The sequence below is a fragment of the Acidovorax sp. NCPPB 3576 genome, assembly GCF_028473605.1.
Lineage (GTDB): Bacteria > Pseudomonadota > Gammaproteobacteria > Burkholderiales > Burkholderiaceae_C > Paracidovorax.
The window spans coordinates 3,659,562-3,683,854 of record NZ_CP097267.1 but is presented as its reverse complement, the minus strand read 5'-3'; the positions used below and the strand labels follow the sequence as shown (position 1 = coordinate 3,683,854).

General features: G+C 68.4%; 20 protein-coding genes. 12 read left to right on the top strand and 8 right to left on the bottom strand.

Annotated features, from left to right (window positions below; all coding sequences use genetic code 11):
• Positions 1–16 precede the first annotated feature (16 nt).
• Positions 17–487, bottom strand: coding sequence for a thiol-disulfide oxidoreductase DCC family protein (locus M5C98_RS16945; protein ID WP_272548632.1), 471 nt, complete (start codon positions 485–487; stop codon positions 17–19).
• Positions 488–542: 55 nt separating this feature from the next.
• Positions 543–1,109, bottom strand: a complete 567-nt coding sequence (locus M5C98_RS16940; protein ID WP_272548631.1) for a GbsR/MarR family transcriptional regulator — start codon at positions 1,107–1,109, stop codon at positions 543–545.
• 189 nt (positions 1,110–1,298) lie between these two features.
• On the opposite strand from M5C98_RS16940, the gene M5C98_RS16935 reads away from it, so the two are divergent.
• Positions 1,299–2,207 carry a dienelactone hydrolase family protein gene (locus M5C98_RS16935; RefSeq protein WP_092740739.1) on the top strand — a complete coding sequence of 303 codons (909 nt, stop codon included), beginning with the start codon at positions 1,299–1,301 and terminating at the stop codon, positions 2,205–2,207.
• Between the two features lie 138 nt (positions 2,208–2,345).
• A complete protein-coding gene (locus tag M5C98_RS16930) occupies positions 2,346–3,191 on the top strand; it encodes a ZIP family metal transporter (protein ID WP_272548630.1) in 846 nt (281 codons plus the stop codon).
• 112 nt (positions 3,192–3,303) lie between these two features.
• Here the strand turns inward: M5C98_RS16930 and M5C98_RS16925 are convergent, their stop codons facing one another.
• Positions 3,304–4,050 (bottom strand): LytR/AlgR family response regulator transcription factor, encoded by a 747-nt coding sequence (locus tag M5C98_RS16925; RefSeq protein ID WP_272548629.1) that lies wholly within the window; start codon positions 4,048–4,050, stop codon positions 3,304–3,306.
• A gap of 17 nt (positions 4,051–4,067) precedes the next feature.
• Entirely contained in the window at positions 4,068–5,129 is a 1,062-nt protein-coding gene (locus M5C98_RS16920; protein WP_272548628.1) for a sensor histidine kinase, read from the bottom strand.
• A gap of 50 nt (positions 5,130–5,179) precedes the next feature.
• Between M5C98_RS16920 and argH the strand changes: the two genes are divergently transcribed.
• The 3 genes from argH (at position 5,180) to M5C98_RS16905 (ending at position 9,258) form a co-directional block, all read left to right on the top strand.
• A complete protein-coding gene (argH, locus tag M5C98_RS16915) occupies positions 5,180–6,649 on the top strand; it encodes an argininosuccinate lyase (RefSeq protein WP_272548627.1) in 1,470 nt (489 codons plus the stop codon).
• Between the two features lie 84 nt (positions 6,650–6,733).
• Positions 6,734–7,699: a Bug family tripartite tricarboxylate transporter substrate binding protein gene (locus M5C98_RS16910; RefSeq protein WP_442867292.1), complete on the top strand. Its 966-nt coding sequence runs from the start codon at positions 6,734–6,736 to the stop codon at positions 7,697–7,699.
• An 83-nt stretch (positions 7,700–7,782) separates the two neighbouring features.
• Positions 7,783–9,258 (top strand): rhomboid family protein, encoded by a 1,476-nt coding sequence (locus M5C98_RS16905; protein WP_272548625.1) that lies wholly within the window; start codon positions 7,783–7,785, stop codon positions 9,256–9,258.
• Positions 9,259–9,376: 118 nt separating this feature from the next.
• On the opposite strand, the gene M5C98_RS16900 is transcribed toward M5C98_RS16905, so the two are convergent.
• Positions 9,377–10,717: a tetratricopeptide repeat protein gene (locus M5C98_RS16900; protein WP_272548624.1), complete on the bottom strand. Its 1,341-nt coding sequence runs from the start codon at positions 10,715–10,717 to the stop codon at positions 9,377–9,379.
• Between the two features lie 113 nt (positions 10,718–10,830).
• Here M5C98_RS16900 and M5C98_RS16895 point away from each other — a divergent pair, with 113 nt between their 5' ends.
• On the top strand, positions 10,831–11,673 hold the full coding sequence (locus tag M5C98_RS16895) for an SGNH/GDSL hydrolase family protein (RefSeq protein WP_272548622.1): 843 nt from the start codon (positions 10,831–10,833) through the stop codon (positions 11,671–11,673).
• Between the two features lie 39 nt (positions 11,674–11,712).
• Here the strand turns inward: M5C98_RS16895 and M5C98_RS16890 are convergent, their stop codons facing one another.
• Positions 11,713–12,912, bottom strand: a complete 1,200-nt coding sequence (locus M5C98_RS16890; RefSeq protein ID WP_272548620.1) for an OpgC domain-containing protein — start codon at positions 12,910–12,912, stop codon at positions 11,713–11,715.
• Between the two features lie 185 nt (positions 12,913–13,097).
• Here M5C98_RS16890 and M5C98_RS16885 point away from each other — a divergent pair, with 185 nt between their 5' ends.
• The 3 genes from M5C98_RS16885 to M5C98_RS16875 all read left to right on the top strand — a co-directional run bounded on the left by M5C98_RS16885 (position 13,098) and on the right by M5C98_RS16875 (position 20,683).
• Positions 13,098–19,067 (top strand): alpha-2-macroglobulin family protein, encoded by a 5,970-nt coding sequence (locus M5C98_RS16885; protein ID WP_272548618.1) that lies wholly within the window; start codon positions 13,098–13,100, stop codon positions 19,065–19,067.
• A 28-nt stretch (positions 19,068–19,095) separates the two neighbouring features.
• On the top strand, positions 19,096–19,629 hold the full coding sequence (locus tag M5C98_RS16880) for an STY0301 family protein (RefSeq protein WP_272548616.1): 534 nt from the start codon (positions 19,096–19,098) through the stop codon (positions 19,627–19,629).
• 79 nt (positions 19,630–19,708) lie between these two features.
• Positions 19,709–20,683: a TRAP transporter substrate-binding protein gene (locus M5C98_RS16875; RefSeq protein ID WP_442867291.1), complete on the top strand. Its 975-nt coding sequence runs from the start codon at positions 19,709–19,711 to the stop codon at positions 20,681–20,683.
• 118 nt (positions 20,684–20,801) lie between these two features.
• Here M5C98_RS16875 and M5C98_RS16870 read toward each other — a convergent pair whose 3' ends face one another.
• Complete coding sequence (locus M5C98_RS16870; RefSeq protein WP_272548615.1) at positions 20,802–21,212, bottom strand: hypothetical protein; 411 nt, start codon at positions 21,210–21,212, stop codon at positions 20,802–20,804.
• A 108-nt stretch (positions 21,213–21,320) separates the two neighbouring features.
• Between M5C98_RS16870 and M5C98_RS16865 the strand changes: the two genes are divergently transcribed.
• Entirely contained in the window at positions 21,321–22,214 is an 894-nt protein-coding gene (locus M5C98_RS16865) for a LysR substrate-binding domain-containing protein (protein ID WP_272548613.1), read from the top strand.
• A gap of 76 nt (positions 22,215–22,290) precedes the next feature.
• On the opposite strand, the gene M5C98_RS16860 is transcribed toward M5C98_RS16865, so the two are convergent.
• Positions 22,291–22,722, bottom strand: coding sequence for a TerB family tellurite resistance protein (locus M5C98_RS16860; RefSeq protein WP_272548611.1), 432 nt, complete (start codon positions 22,720–22,722; stop codon positions 22,291–22,293).
• Positions 22,723–23,223: 501 nt separating this feature from the next.
• On the opposite strand from M5C98_RS16860, the gene M5C98_RS16855 reads away from it, so the two are divergent.
• Both M5C98_RS16855 and M5C98_RS16850 read left to right on the top strand, forming a co-directional pair.
• A complete protein-coding gene (locus M5C98_RS16855) occupies positions 23,224–23,565 on the top strand; it encodes an HPF/RaiA family ribosome-associated protein (protein WP_272548608.1) in 342 nt (113 codons plus the stop codon).
• A 186-nt stretch (positions 23,566–23,751) separates the two neighbouring features.
• Positions 23,752–24,240 carry a nuclear transport factor 2 family protein gene (locus M5C98_RS16850; RefSeq protein WP_272548607.1) on the top strand — a complete coding sequence of 163 codons (489 nt, stop codon included), beginning with the start codon at positions 23,752–23,754 and terminating at the stop codon, positions 24,238–24,240.
• Positions 24,241–24,293: the final 53 nt, after the last annotated feature.

Below are 24,293 nucleotides of genomic sequence, written 5' to 3'. Positions count from 1 at the left end.
AAGTGAATGGCCGCGGTCAGAGGCGGCACTGGTCATCGCCCGGGCCGCAGCGGCGGGCCGCGGCCCGTCGGGCGGCTGCGCTGCTGGCGCGCTCGAACAGGCCGTGCACCAGCCACTGCGGCAGGCGGTAGCGGTTGCGCGCCAGTACCGGGTACACCCGGTCGGCCAGCGGCCCGATGACGGGCCAGCGCGTGGCGGCGGTCACCCAGCCCAGGCCCACCGCCTCGTACGCCGCACGGAACACCGCAACGCCCCGTAGCAGCCGGCCGTCGGCCTGGCGCGCATGGATCAGGGTGAGCAGGTCGTCCTGGGTTGTTCCCGCCGGCGGGCCCTCGAAGTCCGGCGCCCACACGTCGGCAAAGCGCAGCAGGCCGCCGGTGTTGCGTAGCATGAGGTTGCCCATCTCGGCGGCGCACAGGCGGCAGCGCGAATCGAAGTACAGGGTGAGGGGATAGACCGCCGGATTCAGGGCTGGGACGGAGTTCATGGTTCGATTCTTCCGAAATTTCATTGAAAACAGAAATTGAGGGGCAAAAAAAGGCTCAGCCAGCGGGTGGCTGGGGGGGCGGCGGCGCCTTGTCGGTAGGGCCCCCGCGCACGAACTTCTGCACGCTGGCCCCCAGGCGCAGCACCTTGTCGAGCGTGGACGGGGACAGGCGCAGCATTTCGTCGGCCCACACGCCCAGCGAATCCATGAGGTGCAGCGTTTCGCGCACCCGGTCCTGGGCATCGGCGGTTTCGCTGGCGAAGTCGGGGCGGGCCACCAGTTCGCGCAGCATGCGCACGGTGGGGTCGAACTCGCGCTCCTTGCGTTCGCGCACCACGGTACGAAACAGCTCCCACACGTCGGTGGAGGTTTCGAAATAGTCGCGCCGGTCGCCCAGCACGTGGGTGGTGCGGATCAGGTTCCAGTTGAGCAGTTCCTTGAGGCTGTTGCTGGCGTTGGACCGGGCTACGCCCAGGGTCTCGCAGATTTCCTCGGCGTGCAGCGGTCGGCCATGGAAGAAGAGCAGTGCGTGGATCTGCGCCACGGTGCGGTTCACGCCCCAGGCGGTCCCCATCTCTCCCCAGTGGACCACGAAGCGTTGGGCGATGTCGGTCAGTTGCATGGGGGCAGTTTAGGTTTTCTTTTATTTCTGTCAAGACGGAAATAAAGGCGATTCCATCACGACACCTTCGCTGCACCGGTCCTGGGCGAACGGCTGCAAACCCGTTCGGCCCTGCGGGTCATGCCGCCGCGCGCCGCAGGCCCTAGACTCTTGCGCTGCCGATCCTTTCACCCAACCAGGAGCCAGACCATGCTGCGTGACGACCTCAAGACCGACTTCGACGCCCTCTTGCCGGGCCAGAGCACCGAGGCGGGAGCCACCCGCCGAACCGCCATGCGCGTGGCCCTGGGCGCCGGTTTCGGCGTGGGCTATGCCGCCGCGGCCATGCCCGTGATGGCGCAGACCGCCATCCAGACGCCCGCCGACGGGCTGACGGCCGGCAAGGTCAGCATCGAGGTCAACGGCTTCAAGGTGCCGGCCTACCGCGCCGCGCCCGCCGGCAAGACCGACCTGCCGGTGGTGCTGGTGATCCAGGAGATCTTCGGCGTGCACGAATACATCGCCGACACCTGCCGCCGCTTCGCCAAGGCCGGCTACCTGGCCATCGCGCCCGAGCTGTACGCCCGCCAGGGCGACCCGCTGCAATACACCGAAGCCGCCAAGCTGATGAGCGAGCTGGTTTCCAAGGTGCCCGACGCCCAGGTGCTCGCCGATCTGGACGGCACCGTGAAATGGGCGGGCGAGAACGGCGGCGACCTGAAGAAGGTCGGCATCACCGGCTTTTGCTGGGGTGGCCGCATCACCTGGCTCTACGCCGCCCACGGCCCCGTCAAGGCCGGTGTGGCCTGGTACGGCCGTCTGGTGGGACAGGCCAGCGAACTCACGCCCAAGCACCCGGTGGACATCGCCCCGATCCTCAAGGCGCCGGTGCTGGGCCTGTACGGCGAAAAAGACAGCGGCATCCCCCTTGACACGATTGATAAGATGAAAGCGGCCCTTCAGACCGGCTCCGCCGCCGCCAAGGCGTCGCAGTTTGTCGTGTATCCGGATGCGCCCCATGCCTTCCACGCCGACTACCGGCCCAGCTTCCGCAAGGAAGCCGCCGAGGACGGATGGAAGCGGGCGCTGGAGTGGTTCAAGACCCACGGCGTGGCCTGAGGAAGAAAACCTTCGCGGTGGCGGCAACGCCCCGGCCATTTCGCCAAAGCCCTTCGGGGCTTTTTTTGCGCGCCGGGCGCGCCGCATCGATTCGACAATCCAAGGCCGACAGGCCCTGCAGGGAAAGCGCAAGAAGCTATGACTTTGGTAGCAATCATCCTGGCCACGCTGGCAGCGGGCATCGGCAGCGTGTGGGTCGCCGCCCTGTTGATGCAGGCGGGCCTGGGCGATGGCCGGCGTGGCGTGGGGCCGCAGCATCTGCTGAGTCTGGCGGCCGGCGCGCTGCTGGCAACGGCCTTCATGCACCTGCTGCCGGAAGCGTTCGAAAGCCAGGCCGGCGCGCATGACCTGTTCGCCACGCTGCTGGTGGGGCTGGTGTTTTTCTTTCTGCTGGACAAGGCCGAGCTGTGGCACCACGGGCATGAGCACGGCCATGGACACTCTCACGGGCATTCCCACGGCCATACCCATGGTCATACCCATGGTCATGCCGATGCCCATTCAGCCACCCACGGCGACGGCGAAGAGCGTCGCGGCGGCGGCTGGGCGCTGCTCACCGGCGACAGCGTGCACTGCTTCGGCGACGGCATCCTGATCGCCTCGGCCTTCATGGCCGACCTGCGCCTGGGCGTGGTGGCGGCGCTGTCGGTGCTGGCGCACGAGGTGCCGCACCACATGGGCGACCTGGTGGTGCTGCGCCAGGCCAGCGCCAACCGCCGCACGGCGCTGCTGAAGGTGTCGCTGGCCGGCGCGGTGACCGCGCTGGGCGGGGTGGTGGGGTATTTCCTGGTCGGCGAGCTGCAGGACTGGCTGCCGTACTTTCTGGCCATCGCCTCCAGCAGCTTCATCTACGTGGCGCTGGCCGACCTGATCCCGCAACTGCAAAAGCGCCTGAGCGCCGGCCAGACGGTGGCGCAGATCGCCTGGCTGGTGGCGGGCATGACGGTGGTCACGCTGGTGAGCGGCATGGCCCACGCGCACTGACCGGCTGCGGGGGCCCAGGCCGGCGGCGCGGCCGGGTCCGGGGTTTGCTATTAAATAAATAGCAGCATGCCGGCGTTTTGATTGCGCTGGCGGCCTGAAACACCCTCAGTCTTCAGCCGGCCAGTTCTTCGCGCACGGCGGTCACCTGCCGGCGCGACACGGCCAGCAGTTCGGTCAGCCCGTGCAGCCGCACGGCCCAGCCTTCGCCTTCCTCGGGGTCGTAGTGTTTTTCCAGCGCCCGCACCGCGCGGCGGGCCACCAGCGCGTTGCGGTGGATGCGCAGGAACCGGTCGCCATGGCGCGCCTCCAGTTCGCTCAGCGAGCCGTCCAGGATGTAGCTGCGCAGGGCGGTGCGCACCGTCAGGTATTTTTGTTCGGCCTTGAAGTACAGCACCTCGGCCAGCGGCACGCGTTCGGTGCGCCCCCGGTCCTGGATCAACAGAGCTTCGCCATCGGGAAGGGGCGCCGTGGGCGCGGGCGTGGCGCCCGGGTGCCGGGCGCGCAGGGCCTTGGCCAGGGCTTTTTCCAGCCGTTCGCGCCGCACGGGCTTGGTGAGGTAGTCCACCGCGTCCAGCTCGAACGCGCTCACGGCGTGGTCTGCATGGGCCGTCACGAACACGATGGCGGGCGGGTAGGGCAGGGTGCGCACGGCATGCGCCAGCGCCAGGCCGTCCTGGCCCGGCATGTGGATGTCCAGCAGCACGGTGTCGAACGCTCGGCCGCCCGAGGGCTGCAACTGCGCCAGCGCGTCGGCGGCGTTGGCGGCCTCGGCGGCGGTGTGCCGCGCGTCGCAGTCGGCCAGCAGGGTGCGCAAGCGGCTGCGGGCCAGGGCTTCGTCGTCAACGATCAGGATGTGCATGGGCAAAAAGGGTGAGGTCAGGACCGTGCGGGCAGCGAAATGCGCACCTGGTAGCGGCCATTTTGCATGCCGGCGCTGAACTCGCACTGCACGTCGTGCAGCAGCCGCAGGCGGTCGCGCACGTTGGCCAGCGCAATGCCATGGCCGCGTGGTCTGCCGCCCTCGCGCTGGGGCGCGGCGGGCACGGTGTTGGTGATGACCACGATCACGCGGCTGCCGCGCAGCTCGGTCACGATGCGCAGCCGTCCGCCCGTGGCGCTCGGTTCCACGCCATGCTTGACCGCGTTTTCCACCAGCGGCTGCAGCAGCAGCGGGGGCAGGCGGGCGCCGTCGGCGCGGGCATCCAGCGACCACTGCACGCGCAGCCGTTCCTCGAAGCGCACCTGCTCGATGTCCAGGTAGCGGCGCGCCAGGGTGATCTCTTCGCCCAGCGTGGCCGCCTCGCCCTGGTCCACCAGGGCGTGGCGGAACAGATCGCTCAGGTCTTCCAGCAGCGCCTCGGCCTTGGCGGGCTCGGCCCGCACCAGGGCGATGGCGCTGTTGAGCGTGTTGAACAAAAAATGCGGGCGGATGCGCGACTGCAGCTCCGACAGCCGCGCCGTGGTGGCCGCCGGCGTGCGGGCCCGGGCGCGCAGCACGAGCGCCGCCACCAGCGCGGCCGACAGCAGGGCGCCGCTGGCGGCGCTGGCGAGCCAGGGCGGATCGGCCGCCACGCCCACCAGCGCAAGCATGCCGCAGGCATACAGCCCCGACAGCGTGCCCAGGGCCACGCCCGCTGCGTATTGCAGCGCCACCGGCAGGCGCTGCAGCACGGTTTTCAGGCTGCAGGCGGTGACGAGCCAGGCCAGCGTGGCGGGCAGGGCGCCGCCAGTGAGCAGCGACAGCCGGCCAAGCCATTCCAGGGGCGTGGCGGCGTTGAAGAGGGCGCCCACGCCCAGCACCGCCTCCACGAAAAGCACCGCGCGCAGGATCACCCCGACATGGCAGGCGTCGAACACCAGCACCCGCCGGCCCAGGGGCTGGCGGGGGTCTTCGGTCAGGGCCTGCGGCCGGGTCGATAAAATTTGCGTCTCTTGCATTGCGGCATCCGGGTGTTCCGGGTGTCTGAACCACCGGATTATTGCCCTCCATGTCCAACAGCCCAGCCACCAGCCCAGCGCCCGCCCCCTCCCACAACCAGCTCGACACCAAGGCCCAGGCCTGGTCGGCGCTGTTTTCCGAGCCCATGAGCGACCTGGTCAAGCGCTACACGTCGAGCGTGTTCTTCGACAAGCGCCTGTGGCAGGCCGACATCGCCGGCAGCCTCGCGCACGCCGACATGCTCGCCGCGCAGGGCATCATCTCGGCCGCCGACCACGCCTCCATCCAGCGCGGCATGGCGCAGATCAAAGAGGAGATCGAATCCGGCGCCTTCGATTGGAAGCTCGACCTGGAAGACGTGCACCTGAACATCGAGGCGCGCCTCACGCAACTGGTGGGCGACGCCGGCAAGCGCCTGCACACCGGCCGCAGCCGCAACGACCAGGTGGCCACCGACGTGCGCCTGTGGCTGCGCGGCGAGATCGACCTGATCGCCGACCTGCTCAAGGAACTGCAGGTGTCGCTGGTGGATGTGGCAGAGCAGAACGTGGAGGTGATCCTGCCCGGCTTCACCCACCTGCAGGTGGCGCAGCCGGTGAGCTTCGGCCACCACATGCTGGCCTATGTGGAAATGTTCGCGCGCGATGCCGACCGCATGCAGGACGTGCGCCGCCGCGTCAACGTGCTGCCGCTGGGCGCCGCCGCGCTGGCCGGCACGACCTACCCGCTGGACCGCGAGCGCGTGGCCAAAACCCTGGGCATGGACGGCGTGTGCCAGAACAGCCTGGACGCCGTGAGCGACCGCGACTTCGCCATCGAGTTCACCGCCGCCGCCAGCCTGTGCATGGTGCACGTGAGCCGCCTGTCGGAGGAACTCATCATCTGGATGAGCCAGAACTTCGGCTTCATCAAGATCGCCGACCGCTTCACGACCGGCTCGTCGATCATGCCGCAGAAGAAGAACCCCGACGTGCCCGAACTGGCGCGCGGCAAGACCGGCCGCGTGGTCGGCCACCTGATGGGCCTCATCACCCTCATGAAGGGCCAGCCCCTGGCCTACAACAAGGACAACCAGGAGGACAAGGAGCCGCTGTTCGACACCGTGGACACGCTCAAGGACACGCTGCGCATCTTCGCCGAGATGGTCGGCGGCCAGCCGAACCCCGCCACCGGCAAGAAGGAAGGCGGCATCACCGTCAACGCGCCCGCCATGGAGCAGGCCGCGCTCAAGGGCTACGCCACCGCCACCGACCTGGCCGACTACCTCGTCAAGAAGGGCCTGCCGTTCCGCGATGCGCACGAGACCGTGGCCCATGCCGTGAAGGCCGCCGTGTCGCACAGCGTGGACCTGTCGGAGCTGCCCCTGGCCGTGCTGCAGGGCTTTCACCCGCAGATCGAAAAGGACGTGTTCGACGCCCTCAGCCTGCGCGGCTCGCTCAACGCCCGCAACACGCTGGGCGGCACCGCGCCGGCCCAGGTGCGCGCCCAGCTGGCCCGCCACCGCGCCCGGCTGGCCTGATTTCTGCTCACCCCACCCCTTCTGCACACTTCCACGGAGCCGACCATGCATCGTTCTTCCTCGCGCCGCCACTGGGTCTTGCGCATGGCCCGCGCCGCGGTCTGGGTGGGCGCCACGGCGGTCGCCGCCGTGGCCTCAGCCCAGACGCCGCCGGCCGGTCCGCCGATCCGCATCCTGGTGGGCTTTCCGCCGGGCGGGGGCACCGACGCGATCGCGCGGCTGCTGTCCGACAAGCTCAAGGACGAGCTGGGCGCCCCGGTGGTGGTGGACAACCGCCCCGGCGCGGGCGGGCAGATCGCCGCCCAGGCGCTCAAGGCCGCGCCGGCCGACGGGCACACCGTGTTCCTGTCGCATGACCACACCATCTCCATCCTGCCGCAGGTGGTCAAGCACCCGGGCTATGACCCGGTGACCGACTTCATTCCGGTGGGCGGCGTGGCCACCTTCGTGAATGCGTTTGCGGTGTCCGGCGCGTCGCCGGCCAGGTCGTTCAACGACTACGTGCACTGGATCGCCACGCAGGGCGGGGGCAAGGGCGCGGTGGGCATTCCGGCGCCGGCCTCCACGCCGGAATTTTTGGTCAAGCTCATCGGCGAGAAATACCGCATCGACCTGGTGGCTGCGCCCTACCGCGGCAGCGCGCCCATGATCGCCGACATGCTGGGCAACCAGATTCCCGCGGGCGTGGCCTCGGTGCAGGATTTCATCGAGAACCACAAGGGCGGCAAAGTGCGCGTGCTGGCCGTGCTGGGCACCCAGCGCCAGGCCGCGCTGCCGGACGTACCCACGTTCGACGAGCTGGGGCTGAAAGGCTTCGAGGACCTGCCCTACTACGGCTTCTACGCGCCCACCGGCACGCCGGCCGCGTTCGTCACCCGCTTCTCGCAGGCATTGGCCAAGGTGGTGGCCCAGCCCGACGTGAACCGGCAACTCACGGCCCTGGGCCTCACGGTGGCGTCGATGACGCCCCAGCAGTTGGCGGCGCGCCAGCAGGCCTACACCCAGGCCTGGACGCGCATCATCCAGCGCAGCGGTTTCGTGCCCCAGTGAAGGGGGCGCGCTGTCCCGCAGCGGCGCCGCAGGCCGGCCCGGTGGGCCGGGCGTTGCCCGCCTTGAGGTGACGCAGGCCCGCCATGTTCTATGCCATTCCGCTGGACAACCGCCCCACCTGGCGCAACCCGCCATGGATGACGGTGCTGATCATTCTCGTGAACCTGCTGGTCTTCTGGGGCCCGCAGCGCTGGGAGGCCAAGGCCGTGGACCGGGCGGCACAGGTCTATCTGGACAGCCCCTTGCCCGGCATCGAACTGCCGCCTTTCGTGCAGTGGCTGAAAGACTCCGGCCACCGCGATGCCGAGCGGGCGCAGCGCATGCTGGCGGTGCACCGGGAGCATGCGCTGCTGCGGTGGATGGAGCACGAGGAAAGTTTTCAAAAGCGCCTGCACGCCGGCCTGGTGGTGCGCGCGGACGACCCGCAATACGCCGACTGGAAGGCCGCCCGCGCCCGCTATGAAGCAGCGCTGCCCGAGCCCTTCACCCGCCGCTGGGCGCAGAGCTACGAAAAGGACGCGCCCCCGCGGCCCGTGACCTGGCTCACCGCCGCCTTCCTGCATGCCAGCACGGGGCACCTGCTGGGCAACATGGTGTTCTTGTTCCTCTTCGGCTTTTCGGTCGAGCTGGCCCTGGGGCGGTGGCGGTACCTGGCCTTCTACCTGCTGGGAGCCGTGGGCGGTTCGCTGATGGCCGGGTGGGCGTATGCGGGCCAAGGCAGCTACGGCCTGGGGGCGTCGGGTGCCGTATCGGCCCTCATGGGCATGTACGCGGTGCTGTACCGGCTGCGCCGCGTGCGGTTCTTCTACCAGCTGTTCTTTTATTTCAACTACGTCACCGCGCCCGCGCTGCTGCTGTTGCCGGCCTGGATCGCCAACGAGCTGCTGCAGCACTGGCTCAGCGGCCGGGGCGTGGCCTACATGGCCCACCTGGGCGGGCTGCTGACGGGCGCCGCGCTGATGTGGGGCGCCGGCCTGGTGCGGCGCAAGGCGATCGAGGCCCCGCCGCCCGATGCGCCCGCCGAGCCGGACGACGGTTTCGATGCCCATGTGGCCCAGGCCAGGCAACTGGCGCAGGCGATGCAGTTCGAGCGCGCGCTGGTGCAGTGGCGGGCCGCCGCGCAACTGCGCCCGCGCGATGTGCCGGTGCTGAGCGCCTGGTTCAAGACCGCCAGCCTGTGGCCGGCGGGCGAGGATTTTCACCGCGCCGCCCGCCGCATCTTCCGGCTGCCGGGGCAGGACGCCGCCACGCTGGACTTCCAGCACGCCAGCTACCGCACCTACCTGGACCACGCCCGGCCCAGCGCCCGCCTGGTGCCCGACGACATGGCGGCGCTGGCGCGCCGCTTCGTGCGCGCGGGCCAGTGGAGCGATGCCGAAAAGCTGCTCACGGCCCTGCACCGCACGGCGCCGCAGCATGCGGCGCTGGGCGAGCTGGTGGGCATGCTGGTGACGGCGCTGCTGCAGTCCGGGCGGCGCGAGCAGGCCATGGCCTGGCTGCCGCAGCTGCAGCAGCTGGCGCCCGGCAGCGCGCCGCTGCGGCTGCTCGAAGGCCGATAAGGCCGGCAGCCTGCCATGCAACCCTGGCCTTGAAGCAAAAAACCTGTCCAGCGCAATAAGGACTAGGGCATATAGCTATTAATTTAATAGCAAATCGATGGCGCCTGTCTGCGTTGCCTCAAGGCGTGGAGGGCGCTTCGCCGCCTGCCGCCACCGGCTGCGGCAAATGGGCGCGCAGCAGCCATTGCACCTCCGCCACCGACGGGCTGTCCGCATGCCGCGCCTGTAGGGTCGCCAGCACCTTGAGGGCCATGTCGGGGCGGTTCATGCCCTGCAGCAGCACGCGCGCGACCAGTTCGTAGGCCTTGGGCACCAGCGCATGCCCCTTGAAGCGCCGGTCGAACCCGCCCAGCAGCGCGATGGCCTGCTTCGCATCGCCGCCGTTCCATGCCGTGGTGGCCAGGGCCAGTGTGTGGCCCGCGTCCGCGATCACGAACTGGGCGTCGCGCTCGCGGCAGGCGAGAAACGCCTTGAGCGCCTCGGTCGTCTGGCCCGAGTTCAGCAGCAGCGGAATGAAGCGCTGGGCATGCAGCAGCAGGGTGTCGGTCTTGTCGGTCAGCGCCAGCACGCGGTGGTAGCGGCGCTGGGCGGGCAATTCGTCCCCATGCATGCGCTGGTCTTCGTAGGCCGTGCCCAGCGCGCCGGCCAGGTCGCCGTCGGTGATCTGCTGGGCCACCAGCGCATCGGTCGCCTCCTGCGCGATCTGCCGGGGCGTGCGCCGGTCGGGCGGGGCATCTTCGTCCAGCCCGCCGCCGGGCAGCAGGTCGATGCCGAACGCCTCGTGGTTCTGGTACATGGCGTAGCCCAGCAGGCTGCACATCACCCAGCCGAAGTAGATGAACAGCCAGTTGCCCAGCGGCAGCAGGAGCCAGCCCTTGAACAGCGGCATCAGCAGCGTCAGCGCAATGGCCGCGCCCTGGCTGAGCAAAAACAGGAAAAAGCACAGCAGCACATAGGGCCAGCCGATGATTCGCACCACGCTCCAGGCGGCAACGGGGTTCAGCGACGCGAACAGGCTGCCCGTCTGCACCAGCAGGATCATCGTGGCGGGCAGCAGAAAGCTCACGGCCAGCCAGGCGAGTTCCGCCAGGCCGGTGCTGACCCGCTGCAGCCAGCCCACCACGATGCCCTGGACGAGCAGGATGCCGAACAGTTTCCAGGGCAGGGCGGTCCATTCGTCATCGAGCCGATCGGGAAAGTCCTCGGCCCGCTGCAGGCCGCGCGAGCCCATCGCCACCACCTTGAACCCGTAGCGCGAGGCGGCCAGCAAAATGCCGACCTCGACCAGCAGCACGGCCAGAACGTCCGGCAGGAAAAACAGCACGCCGAACAACATGCTGCACACGGCCAGCACGGTGCAGTAGAACAGCGGCTTGCGCTGCAAGGGAAAGGCGAAGAACTGGTTGAGCCGGCGCCAGAACGGCACGGGGGCCGCGGGGGCCTGGAAGACGGAGGACATGTCGGTGAAGATCCGGCGGGCGGTTGTAGTGTAAATTTGTAAAAATTGTATGCGTACGGAACGCTGGGCAGCACAATCGCTCACACGCCGCTGCAGTCCTTTTTGGAGTCGCCATGCATTCTCTTCGGGCTTTCCCGACGCGTTCCCTTGTGACCCTGGCCCTCGCCTGTGCCGGCCTCGCCGCCCAGGCGACGCCCGCCGACTCTACCGCGCCGTCGGTAGCGGCCACGTCCCCCTCGGCTTACGCGCGGTGGCAGTCCAGCATGGACGCCTTCGCCGCCGCGGACAAGGAGCGGCTCCCGCAGGCCGGCGGCGTCCTTTTCGTCGGAAGCTCGACCATCCGTTTCTGGACCGACGTGGCGGAGGATTTCCGCCAGTTGCCCGTGGTGATCAACCGCGGTTTCGGCGGCTCCACCATGGCGGACTGCAACCATTTCGTGAAAAACCTGGTGCTCCAGTACCGCCCACGCCATGTGATGGTCTATGCCGGCGACAACGATCTCGCCGAAGGGCGCTCGCCCGAGCAAATTCTGGAGAGCTTCCGTTCGTTCGTGGAAACCGTGCGCGCCGAACTCCCCGACACGCGCATCAGCTACATCTCCATCAAGCCCAGCCCCTCGCGCGTGGCGCTCATGCCGAAAATGCAGCAGGCCAACGCCCTGCTGGCGCAATACGTGCGCACCGTGCCCAACAGCGATTACATCGACGTCTTCTCGGCCATGCTGGATGCCTCCGGCACGCCCCGTGCGGAGTTGTTCGGCCCCGATCGCCTGCACATGAACGATGCCGGCTACGACCTGTGGCGCACGGTGATCGGCGCGTTCGTGTCGCCGGTCCCCACGATGCAGGCGGGCGCTGCCTCGCCCATCACCACCGCCGCCGTGCCCGCCGCCACGGTGGCCAGTGGCAAAACCGCGGGCACCCCCGCGCTGGTGCGGGTGAGCGCCGGTCGCTGACCTTCGACGGCCGCCTCTTTTTCGCCAGCGCCGCGTCGGCTACAGCGCCTGATTGGCCGCTGCGGCGGCTGTGGGGGCCGAAGGCGCAACAGGGGCCACGGTCTGCACCGGTCGGCCATCGTCGTTGGGCGGCTTGTCCACCCACAGGGTCACGCGGGCCACGGCGTACAGGGTGGCGAAACACACGATCAGCAGGGCGATGTCCTGCGGCCAGGGACGCTCGTAGTCCGCACCCATGAACACCAGCGTGAGCAGCACCACGATCAGGTGGGCGCAGAACACGGGCAGCGAGGCCGCGCCCAGGGTCTCCAGCCAGCGCTGGCGCGGCAGTCTGGCGGCCAGCGTCGGCCCGAAGCGGATGGTCAGCACCGTGAGGGCCATCAGGTCGATCAGCCGCAGCGGCCCCAGCGCCCATTTGTCGAACAGCAGGTTGAGCTGCGGGTTCGCATCCCCGAACGGCACCTGGCCGACGGCATGCCGCCACGCCATGCACACCACGGCGATGGCGCCAGCCACCCACAGAGACCAGCGCGGGAACTCGAACGGCGGTGCGTCGGGGTCGTTGCGGCTCGCGCCCATCCACAGGCCCAGCACCCACAGGAACTGCCAGCTCCACATCACGAAGGCGCCGGTTTCGGTGAAGGGAATCGGCATCGGCAGCACCGCCGCGAAGCCGTCGTAGAACCAGCGCGACAGCCCGAACTGCGCCAGCAGCCACAACAGCACGCTGCCGGCCATGATCGGCGCCCAGCCGCGCCGCAGCGCGAACGTCATCAGCCAGGGGCTGGCCAGCATGAACAGCACGTACAGCGGCAGGATGTCCAGCAGCGGCGGCTCATACACCAGCAGCAGCCCGCCCACCAGGGCCTCCAGCGGGTGCAGCAGGTAGAAAGTCATCATGCCCTTGATGGCGGGCTCGTCCACGCGGATGCCGATGAAGGCGATCACCGTGAACAGGAACAGCAGCGTGGCCGCCTGGCAGCCGTAGATCTTGAGGGCGCGGCGCCAGAAGGCCTGGCGCATGTCCGCCACCGTCTTGCGCCAGGCCAGCCGCCCATAGACCATGCCCGCCATGTACGCCGAGAGCAGCACGAAACCCTCGGCCGCCGAGACGAAGCCGAACGGCTGCCCGAGCGGCTGCGTGAGCCGGGTGGGCAGGTGTGTGACGGTCATCAGGGCGAGCATCAGGCCCCGGATGGCATCGATTTCCCAGCGGCGGGTGGAAGAGGGGGGTGGCATGGCGCGCCCGGGGTGGAATTGAAACCATTCTCACGGACGGATGGGCTCGGGCGGTGTAGGCCATTTACAACTGCGTCACCCCGCTGGTGGTTGGCAGCCTGCCGATGGGCTACGCTGCCGGGTTCGAGAGGAGCCGGCCCCGGTCGGCCCGGTCCATCGCCGTTCCAAAAGCCATGACAACAACAATGCATTCCCTTCGCGCCCTGGCGCTCGCCGCGGCGATGGGCGTGGCCGCCCAGGCCCACGCCCTGTCCATCATCAGCTTTTCGCCCCAGGGCGAGGTCTCCCGCGTTCGGCAGGCCGTGGCCAAGTTCGATGGCCCGGCGGTCAATTTCGGCGACCCGAAGGCCCCGGCGCCGCTCACCGTGAGCTGCTCTGACGCAGAAGCCGGCCAGGGCACGGGCCGATGGACCAGCGAGCGCGAGTGGGTCTATGACTTCAAGGGCGACCTGCCGCCCGGCGTGCGCTGCACGGCCCAGGTGAAGTCCGGATTCAAATCGGCCTCCGGTGCAGATCTGTCGGGCACGAAGAGCTATCAATTCAATAGCGGTGGCCCCTACGTCCAGAACATCCGCCCCGGCACCTACCAGGCCATCGACGAAGAGCAGTTCTTCGTGCTGCAATTGAATGGCCCGGCCACCCTGGCCAGCGTGCAGGCCAACGTCTGGTGCGTGGCCGACGGCGTGGGCGAGCGCGTTCCGGTGCGCCTGATCGAGGGCGCCCAGCGCGAGGGGCTGCTGGCCTCCCAGAGCCTGGACAAGACGGCCGCCAAGGAGCCGCTCAAATACGTCACCCTGGCCTGCAACCGGCGGCTGACCTCGGGCGGGCGGGTGCAGCTGGTGTTCGGCAAGGGCGTGGCCACGCCGAGCGGAGTCGGCAACACCGTCGAAAAGCGCTACGAATACAAGGTGCGCGAGCCCTTTGCGGCCGATTTTCGCTGCGAGCGCGAAAACGCCCAGTCGGCCTGCCTGCCGATCCGCCCGATGTTCCTGTCGTTCAACGCGCCCGTGCCGCGCAAGCTGGCCGAGGCGGTGCGCCTGCGCTCGGACAAGGAAACGCTCAAGCCCCGGATCGACGGCGAGGGCGATGGCGACACCGTGGTGAACGGCGTGCGCTTCGATCCGCCCTTCACGGCGCAGACGGCTTTCACGGTGCAACTGCCCAAGGACTTCAAGGACGCCTCGGGCCGCACCCTGCGCAACGCCGACAGCTTCCCGCTCAAGGTGGGCACGGGCGCGATGCCGCCGCTGGCCAAGTTCGCCGCCTCGCCCTTCGGCGTGGTCGAGCGCTATGCCGAAGGCCCCAAGGAGCCCGCGTTGCTGCCCGTGACCTTGCGCAATGTCGAGGCCGCGCTCAAGGTCCAGGGCCTGGAAGCCGGCAAGCCCGCCGATGGCGCGGCCCCCTCCAAGGTGAGCACCCTGCAGCCCAGCAGCGATGCCGACATCATTGGCTGGTATCGCAAGGTGCGCCGCTACGACGGCTACCTGGTGAGCCGCAAGAGCGCCCGCCGCGACGTGAAGGGCGCTCTGCCCGCTTCACTGGAGAGCGACAGCAACGACTACGTGCAGTCGCGCATGGTCTCGCTGCTGTCGGGCCAGGGCGGCGTGAAGACGCTGGACCTGCCCAAGCCGGTCAACAACGACCCGCGGCCCTTCGAGGTGGTGGGCATTCCGCTGCCCACGGGCTTCCATGTGGTCGAAATCGCCTCGCCGCTGCTGGGCAAATCGCTGCTGGATGAACGCCACGGCGAAGGCCGCACCATGTACGTGCGCACTTCGGCCCTGGTGACCAATCTGGGCGTTCACTTCAAGCTGGGCCGCGAAAACGCGGCCGCCTGGGTGACCACACTGGACAAGGGGCAGGTGGTGGCAGGCGCCAAGGTGCGCGTGTCCGACTGCAACGGCCGCGAACTGGCCACGGGCACCACCAACGCGCAGGGCGTGGCCCTGTTCGACGGTCTCTCGCCCGAGCCGCCGTCCTGCCAGGGCGAAGACGGCGGTGAACAGGCCTATTTCGTGAGCGCACGTGCCCCGGGCGCGGATGGCTCGCAGGACATGGCCTTCACCTGGAGCGACTGGCAGCGCGGCATCGAGCCCTGGCGCTTCAACGTGCCCACCAGCATGGAACCCCGCCCCGACGAGCGCGCTCACACCGTGTTCGACCGCACGCTGCTGCGCGCCGGCGAAACCGTGTCGATGAAGCATCTGCTGCGCACCGAGAACCGCAAGGGCTTCGGCCTGCCGGACGAGCAGCCCGACACCCTGGTCATCACCCACGTGGGCAGCGGCCAGCAGTACACCCAGGACCTCACCTGGCGCAAGACCGCCACGGGTGGCCTGAGCGCAGAGAACACCTTCGCCGTGCCCCCCGCCGCCAAGCTCGGCGTGTACCAGGTGCAACTGCAGGGTGGTTCGCACAGCCGCAACAGCTTCGAGTCGGGCCAGTTCCGGGTCGAGGAGTTCCGCCTGCCCGTGCTGGAAGGCCGCATCACGCCCACCGACAAGAAACCGTTGGTGCGTGTGCGTTCGGTGCCCACCGACGTTCAGGTCAACTATGTGGCCGGTGGCGGCGCCGCCAACCTGCCGGTGCGCGTGTCGGCACTGGTGCGCGGCAAGTCCGCCCAGTGGGGTGATTTCGACGCCTTCAGCTTCACGCCGCCGAGCCAGCGCGGCGCGCAGTCGCAAAGCCACAGCGACGACGAGGAGTCCGCCGCCGGCCAGGACGCCCGGGTGATCGCCGACAAGCTGCCCCTCACCCTCGACAAGAACGGCGCCGGCAAGCTGGCCATCGACAACGTGCCCCTGGCCCGCCAGCCGCAGGAGCTGGTGCTGGAGGCCACCTACGCCGACCCGAGCGGCGAGGTGCAGACGCTGCGCAGCACGCAGACCCTGTGGCCCGCCGCCGTGGTGGCCGGCATCAAGACCGAAGGCTGGGTTTCCGCCGCGCAGAAGATCCGCTTCCAGGCGCTCGCGCTGGGGCTGGACGGCAAGGTACAGGAGGGCGTGCCGCTGCAGGTGCAGGCCATCGCCCGCATCACCACCACCAGCCGCAAGCGCATGGTGGGCGGCTTCTACAGCTACGACAACAAGACCGAGACGAAAGACCTGGGCACCGTGTGCACCGGCAAGAGCGATTCGCGCGGCCTGCTGCTGTGCGAGACCAAGCTCGAAGAAGCCGGCGAAGTGGAGCTGGTGGCCACCGCGCGCGACAAGGACGGCAACACCTCCGAGGCGGCCTCGTCCGTCTGGGTCACGCGCCAGGGCGAGATCTGGTTCGGCGGCGAAGACCACGACCGCATCGACCTGCTGCCCGAAAAGAAAAGCTACCAGCCCGGCGAGACCGCCAAGCTGCAGGTGCGCATGCCTTTCCGCCAGGCCACGGCGCTGGTGAGCGTGGAGCGCGAGGGCATCATCGACACGCGCGTGGTGCAGCTCACCGGGCAGGACCCGACCGTGCAGGTCAAGATCGAGGAGGGCTGGGGCCCCAACGTCTATGTGAGCGTGCTGGCCCTGCGCGGCCGGCTGCGCGAGGTGCCGTGGTATAGCTTCTTCACCTGGGGCTTCAAGGCGCCGACCGAGTGGTGGAGCGCCTTCTGGTACGAAGGCAAGGAATACGTCGCGCCCACCGCCATGGTCGATCTGTCCAAGCCCGCCTACCGCCTGGGCGTGGCCGAGATCCGCGTGGGCACGCAGGCCCACCAGATCCAGGTGAAGGTGGTGGCCGACAAGGAAAGCTACCCCGTGCGCGGCAAGGCGCAGGTCACCATCACGGCCACGCTGCCCGGCGGCAAGCCCGCCGCTGGCGCCGAAGTGGCCCTGGCCGCCGTGGACCAGGCGCTGCTGGAGCTGATGCCCAACACCAGCTGGAACCTGCTCGATGCCATGCTGCAGCGCCGCTCCTGGGGCGTGCAGACCTCCACTGCGCAGATGGAAATCATCGGCCGGCGCCATTACGGCCGCAAGGCCGTGGCCGCGGGCGGCGGGGGCGGCCACAGCCAGGCGCGCGAACTGCTCGACACGCTGCTGCTGTGGCAGCCGGCGATCCAGCTCGATGCCAACGGCCAGGCCAAGGTGACCGTGCCGCTCAACGATGCGCTGACCACTTTCAAGATCGTGGCCGTCGCCGATGCGGGCACGGGCCTGTTCGGCACCGGCGCGACCCAGATCCGCGCCACGCAGGACCTGCAGATCATCAGCGGCCTGCCGCCGCTGGTGCGCGAGGACGACCAGTTCCGCGCCCAGATCACCCTGCGCAACACCACGCAGGCCGCGATGAAGGTCGAAGTGGCCGCCCGCGCCACCCTGCTGCAGCTGGACAAGCAAAGCGTGGACATCCCGCCCGGCGAATCCCGCGAGGTGGCCTGGACCGTGACCGCCCCCGCGCAACTGGCGCAGACGCGCACCGAGGCCATCCTGTGGGAGATCGAGGCCCGCGACACGGCCGGCGCGAACGGCGCGCGCGACGCGCTCAAGGCCACCCAGCGCATCATCCCCGCGGTGCCGCTCACGGTGCAGCAGGCCACGCTGGTGCAGGTGGACGGCAGCTTCAACCTGGACGTGAACCCGCCGGCGGATGCGCTGCCGGGCCGCGGCGGGCTGAAGATGTCGCTGCAGCCCAAGCTGGCCGAAGGCCTGCCGGGCGTGCGCGACTGGTTCGCCAACTACCCCTTCGCCTGCCTGGAGCAAAAGACCAGCAAGGCCGTGGGCCTGCGCGATGGCGCCCTCTGGCAGACCGTGGTGGCGCAGTTGCCCACCTACCTGGACAGCGACGGTCTGGCCAACTACTTCCCGCCGCAGGCCGGCAGCGCCAACCGGGGCAGCGACACGCTCACCGCCTACCTGCTGTCGGCGGCGCACGAGGCTTCCAGCCTGCACCCCGAGTTCGCCTTGCCGGACGAAGCCCGCGCCGCCATGGAGCGCGGCCTGACCGCGTTCGTGGAAGGGCGCATCCAGCGGGAGTTCTGGAGCCCGCGCAAGGACCTGGACATGCGCAAGATCGCGGCCATCGAGGCGCTGTCGCGCTATGGCAAGGCCTCCGGCCGCATGCTGGGCAGCGTCACCATCGCGCCCAACCAGTGGCCCACGCACACGGTGATCGACTGGCTGAACATCCTCAAGCGCGTGAACGACGTGCCCCAGCGCGACCAGCGGCTGGCCGAGGCCACGCAGGTGTTGAAGGCCCGCCTGAGCTACCAGGGCACCAAGCTCATCTTCAGCACCGAGCGCGACGACTACTGGTGGTGGCTGATGCAGAACGGCGACGTCAACACCGCCCGCCTCATGCTCGCGGTGATGGACGACCCGGCCTGGAAGGACGACATGGGACGCCTGGCCAACGGCTTCATCAGCCGCCAGCAAAACGGCGCATGGCACACCACCACCGCCAACCTGTGGGGCGGCCTGGCGCTGGAGAAATTCAGCGCCAAGTTCGAGGCCACGCCCGTTGCCGGCGTCACCCGAGCGGCCCTGGGCAGTGGCAACGCCAGCGTGGACTGGGCGAAGGTCGAGCGCGTGAAGGCGAGCGACGCCACGGGCGCGGCGCACCAGACCACCTGGTTCGGCGCACCCGCATCGCCCGGCAACTTCAAGAACAACAGCATGTTCCTGCCCTGGTCGGCCACGGGCGGCAAGGAGAACCTGGCGGTCACCCATCAAGGCCCTGGCAAGCCGTGGCTCACGCTGCAGTCGGTCGCGGCCATCCAGCTCAAGGCGCCGTTCGCGGCCGGCTACGCCATCAAGAAGACCATCACCCCGGTCGAGCAGGCCGTGCCCGGCAAATACACGCGCGGCGACGTGCTGCGCGTGACGCTGGAGGTGAACGCCAGCGCCGACATGACCTGGGTCGCGCTGACCGACCCGATCCCCGGCGGCGCCACCATCCTGGGCAGCGGCCTGGGGCGCGATTCCGAGATCGCCACGCAGGGCGAGAAGCGCTCGGGCAGCGCCTGGGCGGCCTTCGAGGAGCGCAGCTTCGAGGCCTACCGCAGCTACTACGAGTACCTGCCCAAGGGCACGATCAAGGCGGAGTACACCGTGCGGCTGAACAACGTGGGCGACTTCGCATTGCCCCCGAGCCGCGTGGAAGCCATGTACGCGCCCGAGATGTTCGGCGAGACGCCGAACGCCCGGGTGAAGGTGGAAGCCGCTGCCCGTTGACGGCACGGCCCTCGCCGTTCGCCTTCACATGCCGTGGAGTCCGCCCATTCTCTGGCTGCTGCTGGCCGCGGCAGCGGGCTGCGGCGTGCTGCCTGCCCAGGCGGCCGGCGTGTGCCCCGCACAACCCGGCCAGCCCCTGCGGCAGGTGGAGGTGTTCGACGGTCCGGTCGAAGACCTGGCGACCCTGGTGCCCGACATCGCCAAAGAGCGTTTCGGGCGATGGCAACTGGATTACGTGTATGCGGCGGGCCGCACCGTCAACGTGCGGTGCCACTACGCCGACGGGCGCACGGTGGACGTCGCGCTGACCAAGAAAGTGGAGCGCTGCCACTACCGATCGACACCGGGAAAACGCTCGATCTGCGCTGCAGGTAGCCGGCACGGAGTGCCGCCATTGATGCGGCTATCACATCCGGTCCCGCTCGCCAACTGCTCTAAACGAGGGGCTGTGGTTTGCCCGTCGCATCGCCCGCGTGAAGCGCTTGCTAGGGCTGGGCGCCCCTCGGAGAATGCCCATGCCATGCTGGCGCACCCCAAGGAGAAATGTCTTGCGGGGGTGTGATGCCCGTGCGGTGGGATGGCCCCACGGCGCGGTGCTTTTGGACAGGTATTTTTCTGAACTGGGGAAGACGATGCGCAAGATGAATTGGCCGGTGCTTGCATCGGCGGCGGTGATGGCCATGGCTGCGGCAACGCCCGCGTGGGCGCAGACCCCGCTGCGGGCATGGAACACCCACCCGGACGGCTACCCGGTCACCGAAGCGATGAAGAGCTTCATCAGCGAAGTGGAAGCCTCCACCAAGGGCCGCTACACCATCAAGCTGTTTTCCGATGCGGTGCTGGGCGACCAGGGCAAGGCGGTCACCATGATGAAGGCCGGCGAAATCGACCTGGCCGAATTCAACCTGGGCCCGCTGGCCGAGGCCGCGCCGGGCCTGCAGGCGTTCAACCTGCCCTTCCTGTTCAGCGATGCCGCCCACATGTTCCGCTACCTCGATGGCGCCATGGGCGAGCGCCTGTCGGAGAAGCTGAAGGCGTCCGGCTTCGTGGTGCTGGGCTGGTACAACGGCGGCGCGCGCTCGTTCTACTGCGCCAACAAGCCGATCGCCCGGCGCGAAGACCTGGCGGGCCAACGCGTGCGGGTGCAGCAGTCGGACACCTACATCGAAATGGTGAAACTGCTCGGCGCCACGCCGGTGGTCGTTCCGTACAAGGAAGTGCTCGATGGGTTTCGCAACGGCACCATCGATTGCGCGGAAGGCAACCTGGTTTCCTACGAATCGACCGGCCACTACAAGCTCGCCAAGTACATGCTGCTGGACCAGCACACCATCTCGCCCGAGGCGCTGGTGGTATCCACCAAGGTCTGGAACCAGTTGAGCGCGGAAGACAAGCAGGCCTTTCAGAAGGCGGGCAGGGCCTCCGCCGTGCTGATGCGCAACCTGTGGGAAAAGCGTGTCGTCTCGGCCCGCGCCAATGTCGCGAAGGAAGGCGTGCAATTCGTCACCGTGTCCGACTTCTCGCCCTATGTGCGCCGCATGGCGCCGCTGTACAAGAAGTACACGGACAACCCCGATGTGCGGGGTGATCTGCTCACCATCATCTCCAATCAGTAAGCACTGCACTGCACTGCACCGCACGGCCCCGGCGCGGCGGCGCCAAGGCCATTCGCTGACCCGGCCGGGGCCGGGCCAGCGAGCCATTCCCCTTGCCCCGCGCCGGCATCGGGCCGCGTTATCGGACGACGGCAGCGTGGGGTGCGTTCAGCCCGGCCCGGCGGCGCTGGAGCAACGCGATCAGCCCATGCGCCCCGATGGCCAGCGCCACCAGCACCACGGCGCCCAGTCCCCAGATGCCCCAAGCCAGCACCGTGACGGCGCCGGACAGGGCCGGCACCGCTTCCAGCGCAGACTGAACCATCGGGCCCGCCGAAGCGATCATGGCGCCGAACTCCCTGGCCAGCTCGGGCGGTATCCAGCCCCTGAGCCAGTCGGGCACCAGGACTGCGTTCACCGCAGAGGCGCCCCCGGCCATCACCCCTGCGCTGGAAATGGCCCAGACCGTCACGGCATGCAGTCCCCAGCAGGTCAACGACCAAAGGGCGAGAAGGAAAAACGAGAGAAACCAGCTAATGGCATAAAACATGGAATGCGTCCTTTCAAAATGGCACGCGCCGAGTATGGGCAAGGCGGCCTGCAATGGACACCAGGCTCAGCCGAACTTAGCATTCGGTTTTTCCGATCTGGAGCCTGCATGCTGAACTACCGCCATCTCTACTATTTCTGGATGGTCGCGAAGGAAGGCGGCTTTGCCCGCGCTGCGGACCGCCTGGAGATGGCGGTTCAGACGATCAGTGCGCAGGTGCGCGATTTGGAGCAATCGCTGGGCCACCAGTTGCTCAAGCCCTCGGGCCGCGGGATGGTGCTGACCGAAGCCGGCCAGGCCGCCTATGCGCGGGCGGAGGAAATCTTCCAGCTGGGGCAGGGCATTCCCGAGGAGGTGCGCGAGGCGGCCAGCGCCAAGGTCGCGCGGCTGTCGGTGGGGCTGTCGGATGGCATCTCCAAGCTGGCGGCGCACGCGTTGCTGGAGCCGGTTCTGGCCACCCCGCACCTTCGGCTGGTGTGCCACGAGGGCGAGTTCGACGAACTGCTGTCGGAGCTGGCCCTGCACCAGCTGGATGTGGTGCTGGCCGGGCAGGCCGCGCCGCGCAACCCCAACCAGCGCCTGACCAGCGAGCGCATCGCCCGCTCCACGCTGCAGTGGTACGGCCCGGCATCGCTGGTCAGGAAACCGGCGCGCGACCGGTTTCCCCAGTCGCTGAAGGACCTTCCCGTGCTGTTGCCCACGTTCCATTCACCGCTGCGGTCCACGCTGGACCATTGGTTCCAGGACATTGGCGTGCGGCCCCAGGTGGTGGGCGAGTTCGAAGACAGCGCGCTGCTGGCCGTGTTCGCGGCCCGCGGGCTGGGGGTGTTTCCTGTGAGCCAGCTGGGTGCCCAGGACGTCGGGCTGGTGCGTGGTTTGCGCTTGCTGGGGGACTGCCCCGACATCGGCGAGGAAGTGCATGCCATCTGGTCGCGCCGTGGCCAGCACCATCCGCTGGTGCGCCAGCTGGTGGCGGCGGCCCACGCCGGGGCGGCTGCCTAGCGCCAGGGCACGCTGTGGCCGCCTGCGGCCAGCAGCGGGTCGCCGCCATCCGCCCAACCCGGCGGCGCCGTGGTGTTCAGGGTACAGCCGCTGGCGTGGTGGCTTCGTGGCGGGCGGTCACCTCGCCGATGCGCCAGTGTTTCAGCGCGGCTTCCATGATCCATGCCTCGGCTGCCGCCATATGGTGGTCCGCGGTGGCAGCGGTGCAGGCAAAGTGCAGCACGCGCTGCTGCAGTTCCGGATCGGTCACCTCCGCCAACAGGGCGGCCAGGGCGGCCTCGTCCAGGTTGCCGGTCAGCAGGCGGCGCTCGCGTGCGCCCATCAACAGGTCTTCACACAGCGCGTGCAGCACGTGGCCGAAGGCGCCGGGCGCAAGACCCAGCTCGCGCTCGATGTTCAGCCGCTGAAGGGCATCCGTTTCCGAACGGCTGACATGGCCGTCCGAGATCAGAAGCAGGCCGACGATCCGGGCTGCGGCTTCGGGGCTGTTGGTGGGGTAGTTGCGCATGGTGTTTCCTTTGTGAAGTGTTTTGGTGGAGGAAGTGGGGAGATGGCCGGGGCTTGGATGGCGAGCTGGCGGGGTGCCGGCGGCGCCTGCGTCATTCGCGGTAGGAGCGGTGGCGTGCCGGGTGTTCGCGTCGTGCAGCGGAATCGATCCGCACGGGGACGAGCGCCGGGGACCGCAGCGCTTTGACTTCTTGCGACAGGCTACGGAGCCACCGCAGAGCCTGGTCGCGCAACAAGGCAAGCAGCGAGGGGGCGAGGGGCCGTGATTTCATGAAGCGGTTCCTGGTAGTGGGTGAGCCTTGAATGTGTGGCCTGGCTGGCGATTCAAGAAGCAGGTTTTTTGAGATGGCTGCATCGGTCGAGCCGAATCCAAGACACGCTGAGGCCGTTGCCGAGAGACTGCGAGGAAACAGGTTTTTAAGAGGTGGCCTGCAGAAAAAAACTGCTGTGCCCTCCAGGGCGTGCCAGATAAGGTTCGGCTTTCCAACCAAGGAGAACGCTGATGCAGATACTGTTCAAGTCCCGCCATCCCGAAGCCAGCTTGATGCGCGAAACCGTGGATCGCCGCGTGCGTTTTTTTCTTCGGCGCTTGAGTGCGCATGTGCCGCGTGCCGACATTCAGCTGATCGATGTGAACGGCCCCCGTGGCGGGGTGGACAAGCGCTGCCAGATCGAGCTGCGCACGGATGGCGCGGGCCCGGTGGTGGTTTCTTCCGTTGCCAGGGACTGGCGCACGGCGCTCGATGGGGCGTTGGCCCGCGCGGCCCGGCATGTGCTGCGCGTTTGGCGCCGTGCCAACGCTGCCCGCAGGCCGAGCCGGCGCGTGCCCGAAATCAAGGCATAGCCGGCGCAGCCGCATCGCTGCACCGGAGGCGGGGAATGCCTGCCTCTTTATCCCCGCCTTTTACCGTGCGCTGAGCAAATTTGAGGATTGAAACATCGCCTCACCACAAAGACCGATGGGCGTGCGCCGCCGAGGCCAGCGGGAGATATAAATCCGCCGTGTCCATCGATTTTCAAAGGGGGTTTCATGAAACAACTGCTTGCGCGATGCGTTCTCGCGGTAGCGATCGTCCTGCCGGTAGCGGCCCATGCCCAGGTGCCTGTGGTGGAGCAGCCGGACCATGAGCAACTGCTCATGAGCCATGACTGGCGGCTCGCCTGGAACAAGCGGCTGGTCTATAACTTCTGGCGGGAAGTGTTCGAAGCGGGGCACATGGATCTGGCGCCCAAGTACATGGCCGAGAACTACATCCAGCACAACCCCACGGTGGCCACGGGCCGCGCGGCGTTCATCGAATTCTTCTCGCAGTTTGTGCCGCCCACGCCCATCGAGCCGCGCGTGAAGGCGCCGCTGGTCGCCATCACGGCCGAGGGCGACAAGGTCATCCTGAGCTTCGTGCGCGAGATGACGGACCCGCAGGACCCGACCAAGAAATACACGACGACCTGGTTCGACATGTTCCGCATCGAAAACGGCAAGATCGCCGAGCATTGGGACGCTGCCACCAAGAACTGACGCATTGCCATGGGGCGGGCCGCGCTCGCGGCCTGCGCATGGCTGCAGCCTTT

Excerpts from the sequence above, each read along its gene's own strand:
- M5C98_RS16945 (WP_272548632.1), bottom strand. The coding sequence starts at position 487 with ATGAACTCCGTCCCAGCCCTGAATCCGGCGGTCTATCCCCTCACCCTG.
- M5C98_RS16940 (WP_272548631.1), bottom strand. The coding sequence starts at position 1,109 with ATGCAACTGACCGACATCGCCCAACGCTTCGTGGTCCACTGGGGAGAG.
- M5C98_RS16935 (WP_092740739.1), top strand. The coding sequence starts at position 1,299 with ATGCTGCGTGACGACCTCAAGACCGACTTCGACGCCCTCTTGCCGGGC.
- M5C98_RS16930 (WP_272548630.1), top strand. The coding sequence starts at position 2,346 with ATGACTTTGGTAGCAATCATCCTGGCCACGCTGGCAGCGGGCATCGGC.
- M5C98_RS16925 (WP_272548629.1), bottom strand. The coding sequence starts at position 4,050 with ATGCACATCCTGATCGTTGACGACGAAGCCCTGGCCCGCAGCCGCTTG.
- M5C98_RS16920 (WP_272548628.1), bottom strand. The coding sequence starts at position 5,129 with ATGCAAGAGACGCAAATTTTATCGACCCGGCCGCAGGCCCTGACCGAA.
- argH (WP_272548627.1), top strand. The coding sequence starts at position 5,180 with ATGTCCAACAGCCCAGCCACCAGCCCAGCGCCCGCCCCCTCCCACAAC.
- M5C98_RS16910 (WP_442867292.1), top strand. The coding sequence starts at position 6,734 with ATGGCCCGCGCCGCGGTCTGGGTGGGCGCCACGGCGGTCGCCGCCGTG.
- M5C98_RS16905 (WP_272548625.1), top strand. The coding sequence starts at position 7,783 with ATGTTCTATGCCATTCCGCTGGACAACCGCCCCACCTGGCGCAACCCG.
- M5C98_RS16900 (WP_272548624.1), bottom strand. The coding sequence starts at position 10,717 with ATGTCCTCCGTCTTCCAGGCCCCCGCGGCCCCCGTGCCGTTCTGGCGC.
- M5C98_RS16895 (WP_272548622.1), top strand. The coding sequence starts at position 10,831 with ATGCATTCTCTTCGGGCTTTCCCGACGCGTTCCCTTGTGACCCTGGCC.
- M5C98_RS16890 (WP_272548620.1), bottom strand. The coding sequence starts at position 12,912 with ATGCCACCCCCCTCTTCCACCCGCCGCTGGGAAATCGATGCCATCCGG.
- M5C98_RS16885 (WP_272548618.1), top strand. The coding sequence starts at position 13,098 with ATGCATTCCCTTCGCGCCCTGGCGCTCGCCGCGGCGATGGGCGTGGCC.
- M5C98_RS16880 (WP_272548616.1), top strand. The coding sequence starts at position 19,096 with ATGCCGTGGAGTCCGCCCATTCTCTGGCTGCTGCTGGCCGCGGCAGCG.
- M5C98_RS16875 (WP_442867291.1), top strand. The coding sequence starts at position 19,709 with ATGAATTGGCCGGTGCTTGCATCGGCGGCGGTGATGGCCATGGCTGCG.
- M5C98_RS16870 (WP_272548615.1), bottom strand. The coding sequence starts at position 21,212 with ATGTTTTATGCCATTAGCTGGTTTCTCTCGTTTTTCCTTCTCGCCCTT.
- M5C98_RS16865 (WP_272548613.1), top strand. The coding sequence starts at position 21,321 with ATGCTGAACTACCGCCATCTCTACTATTTCTGGATGGTCGCGAAGGAA.
- M5C98_RS16860 (WP_272548611.1), bottom strand. The coding sequence starts at position 22,722 with ATGCGCAACTACCCCACCAACAGCCCCGAAGCCGCAGCCCGGATCGTC.
- M5C98_RS16855 (WP_272548608.1), top strand. The coding sequence starts at position 23,224 with ATGCAGATACTGTTCAAGTCCCGCCATCCCGAAGCCAGCTTGATGCGC.
- M5C98_RS16850 (WP_272548607.1), top strand. The coding sequence starts at position 23,752 with ATGAAACAACTGCTTGCGCGATGCGTTCTCGCGGTAGCGATCGTCCTG.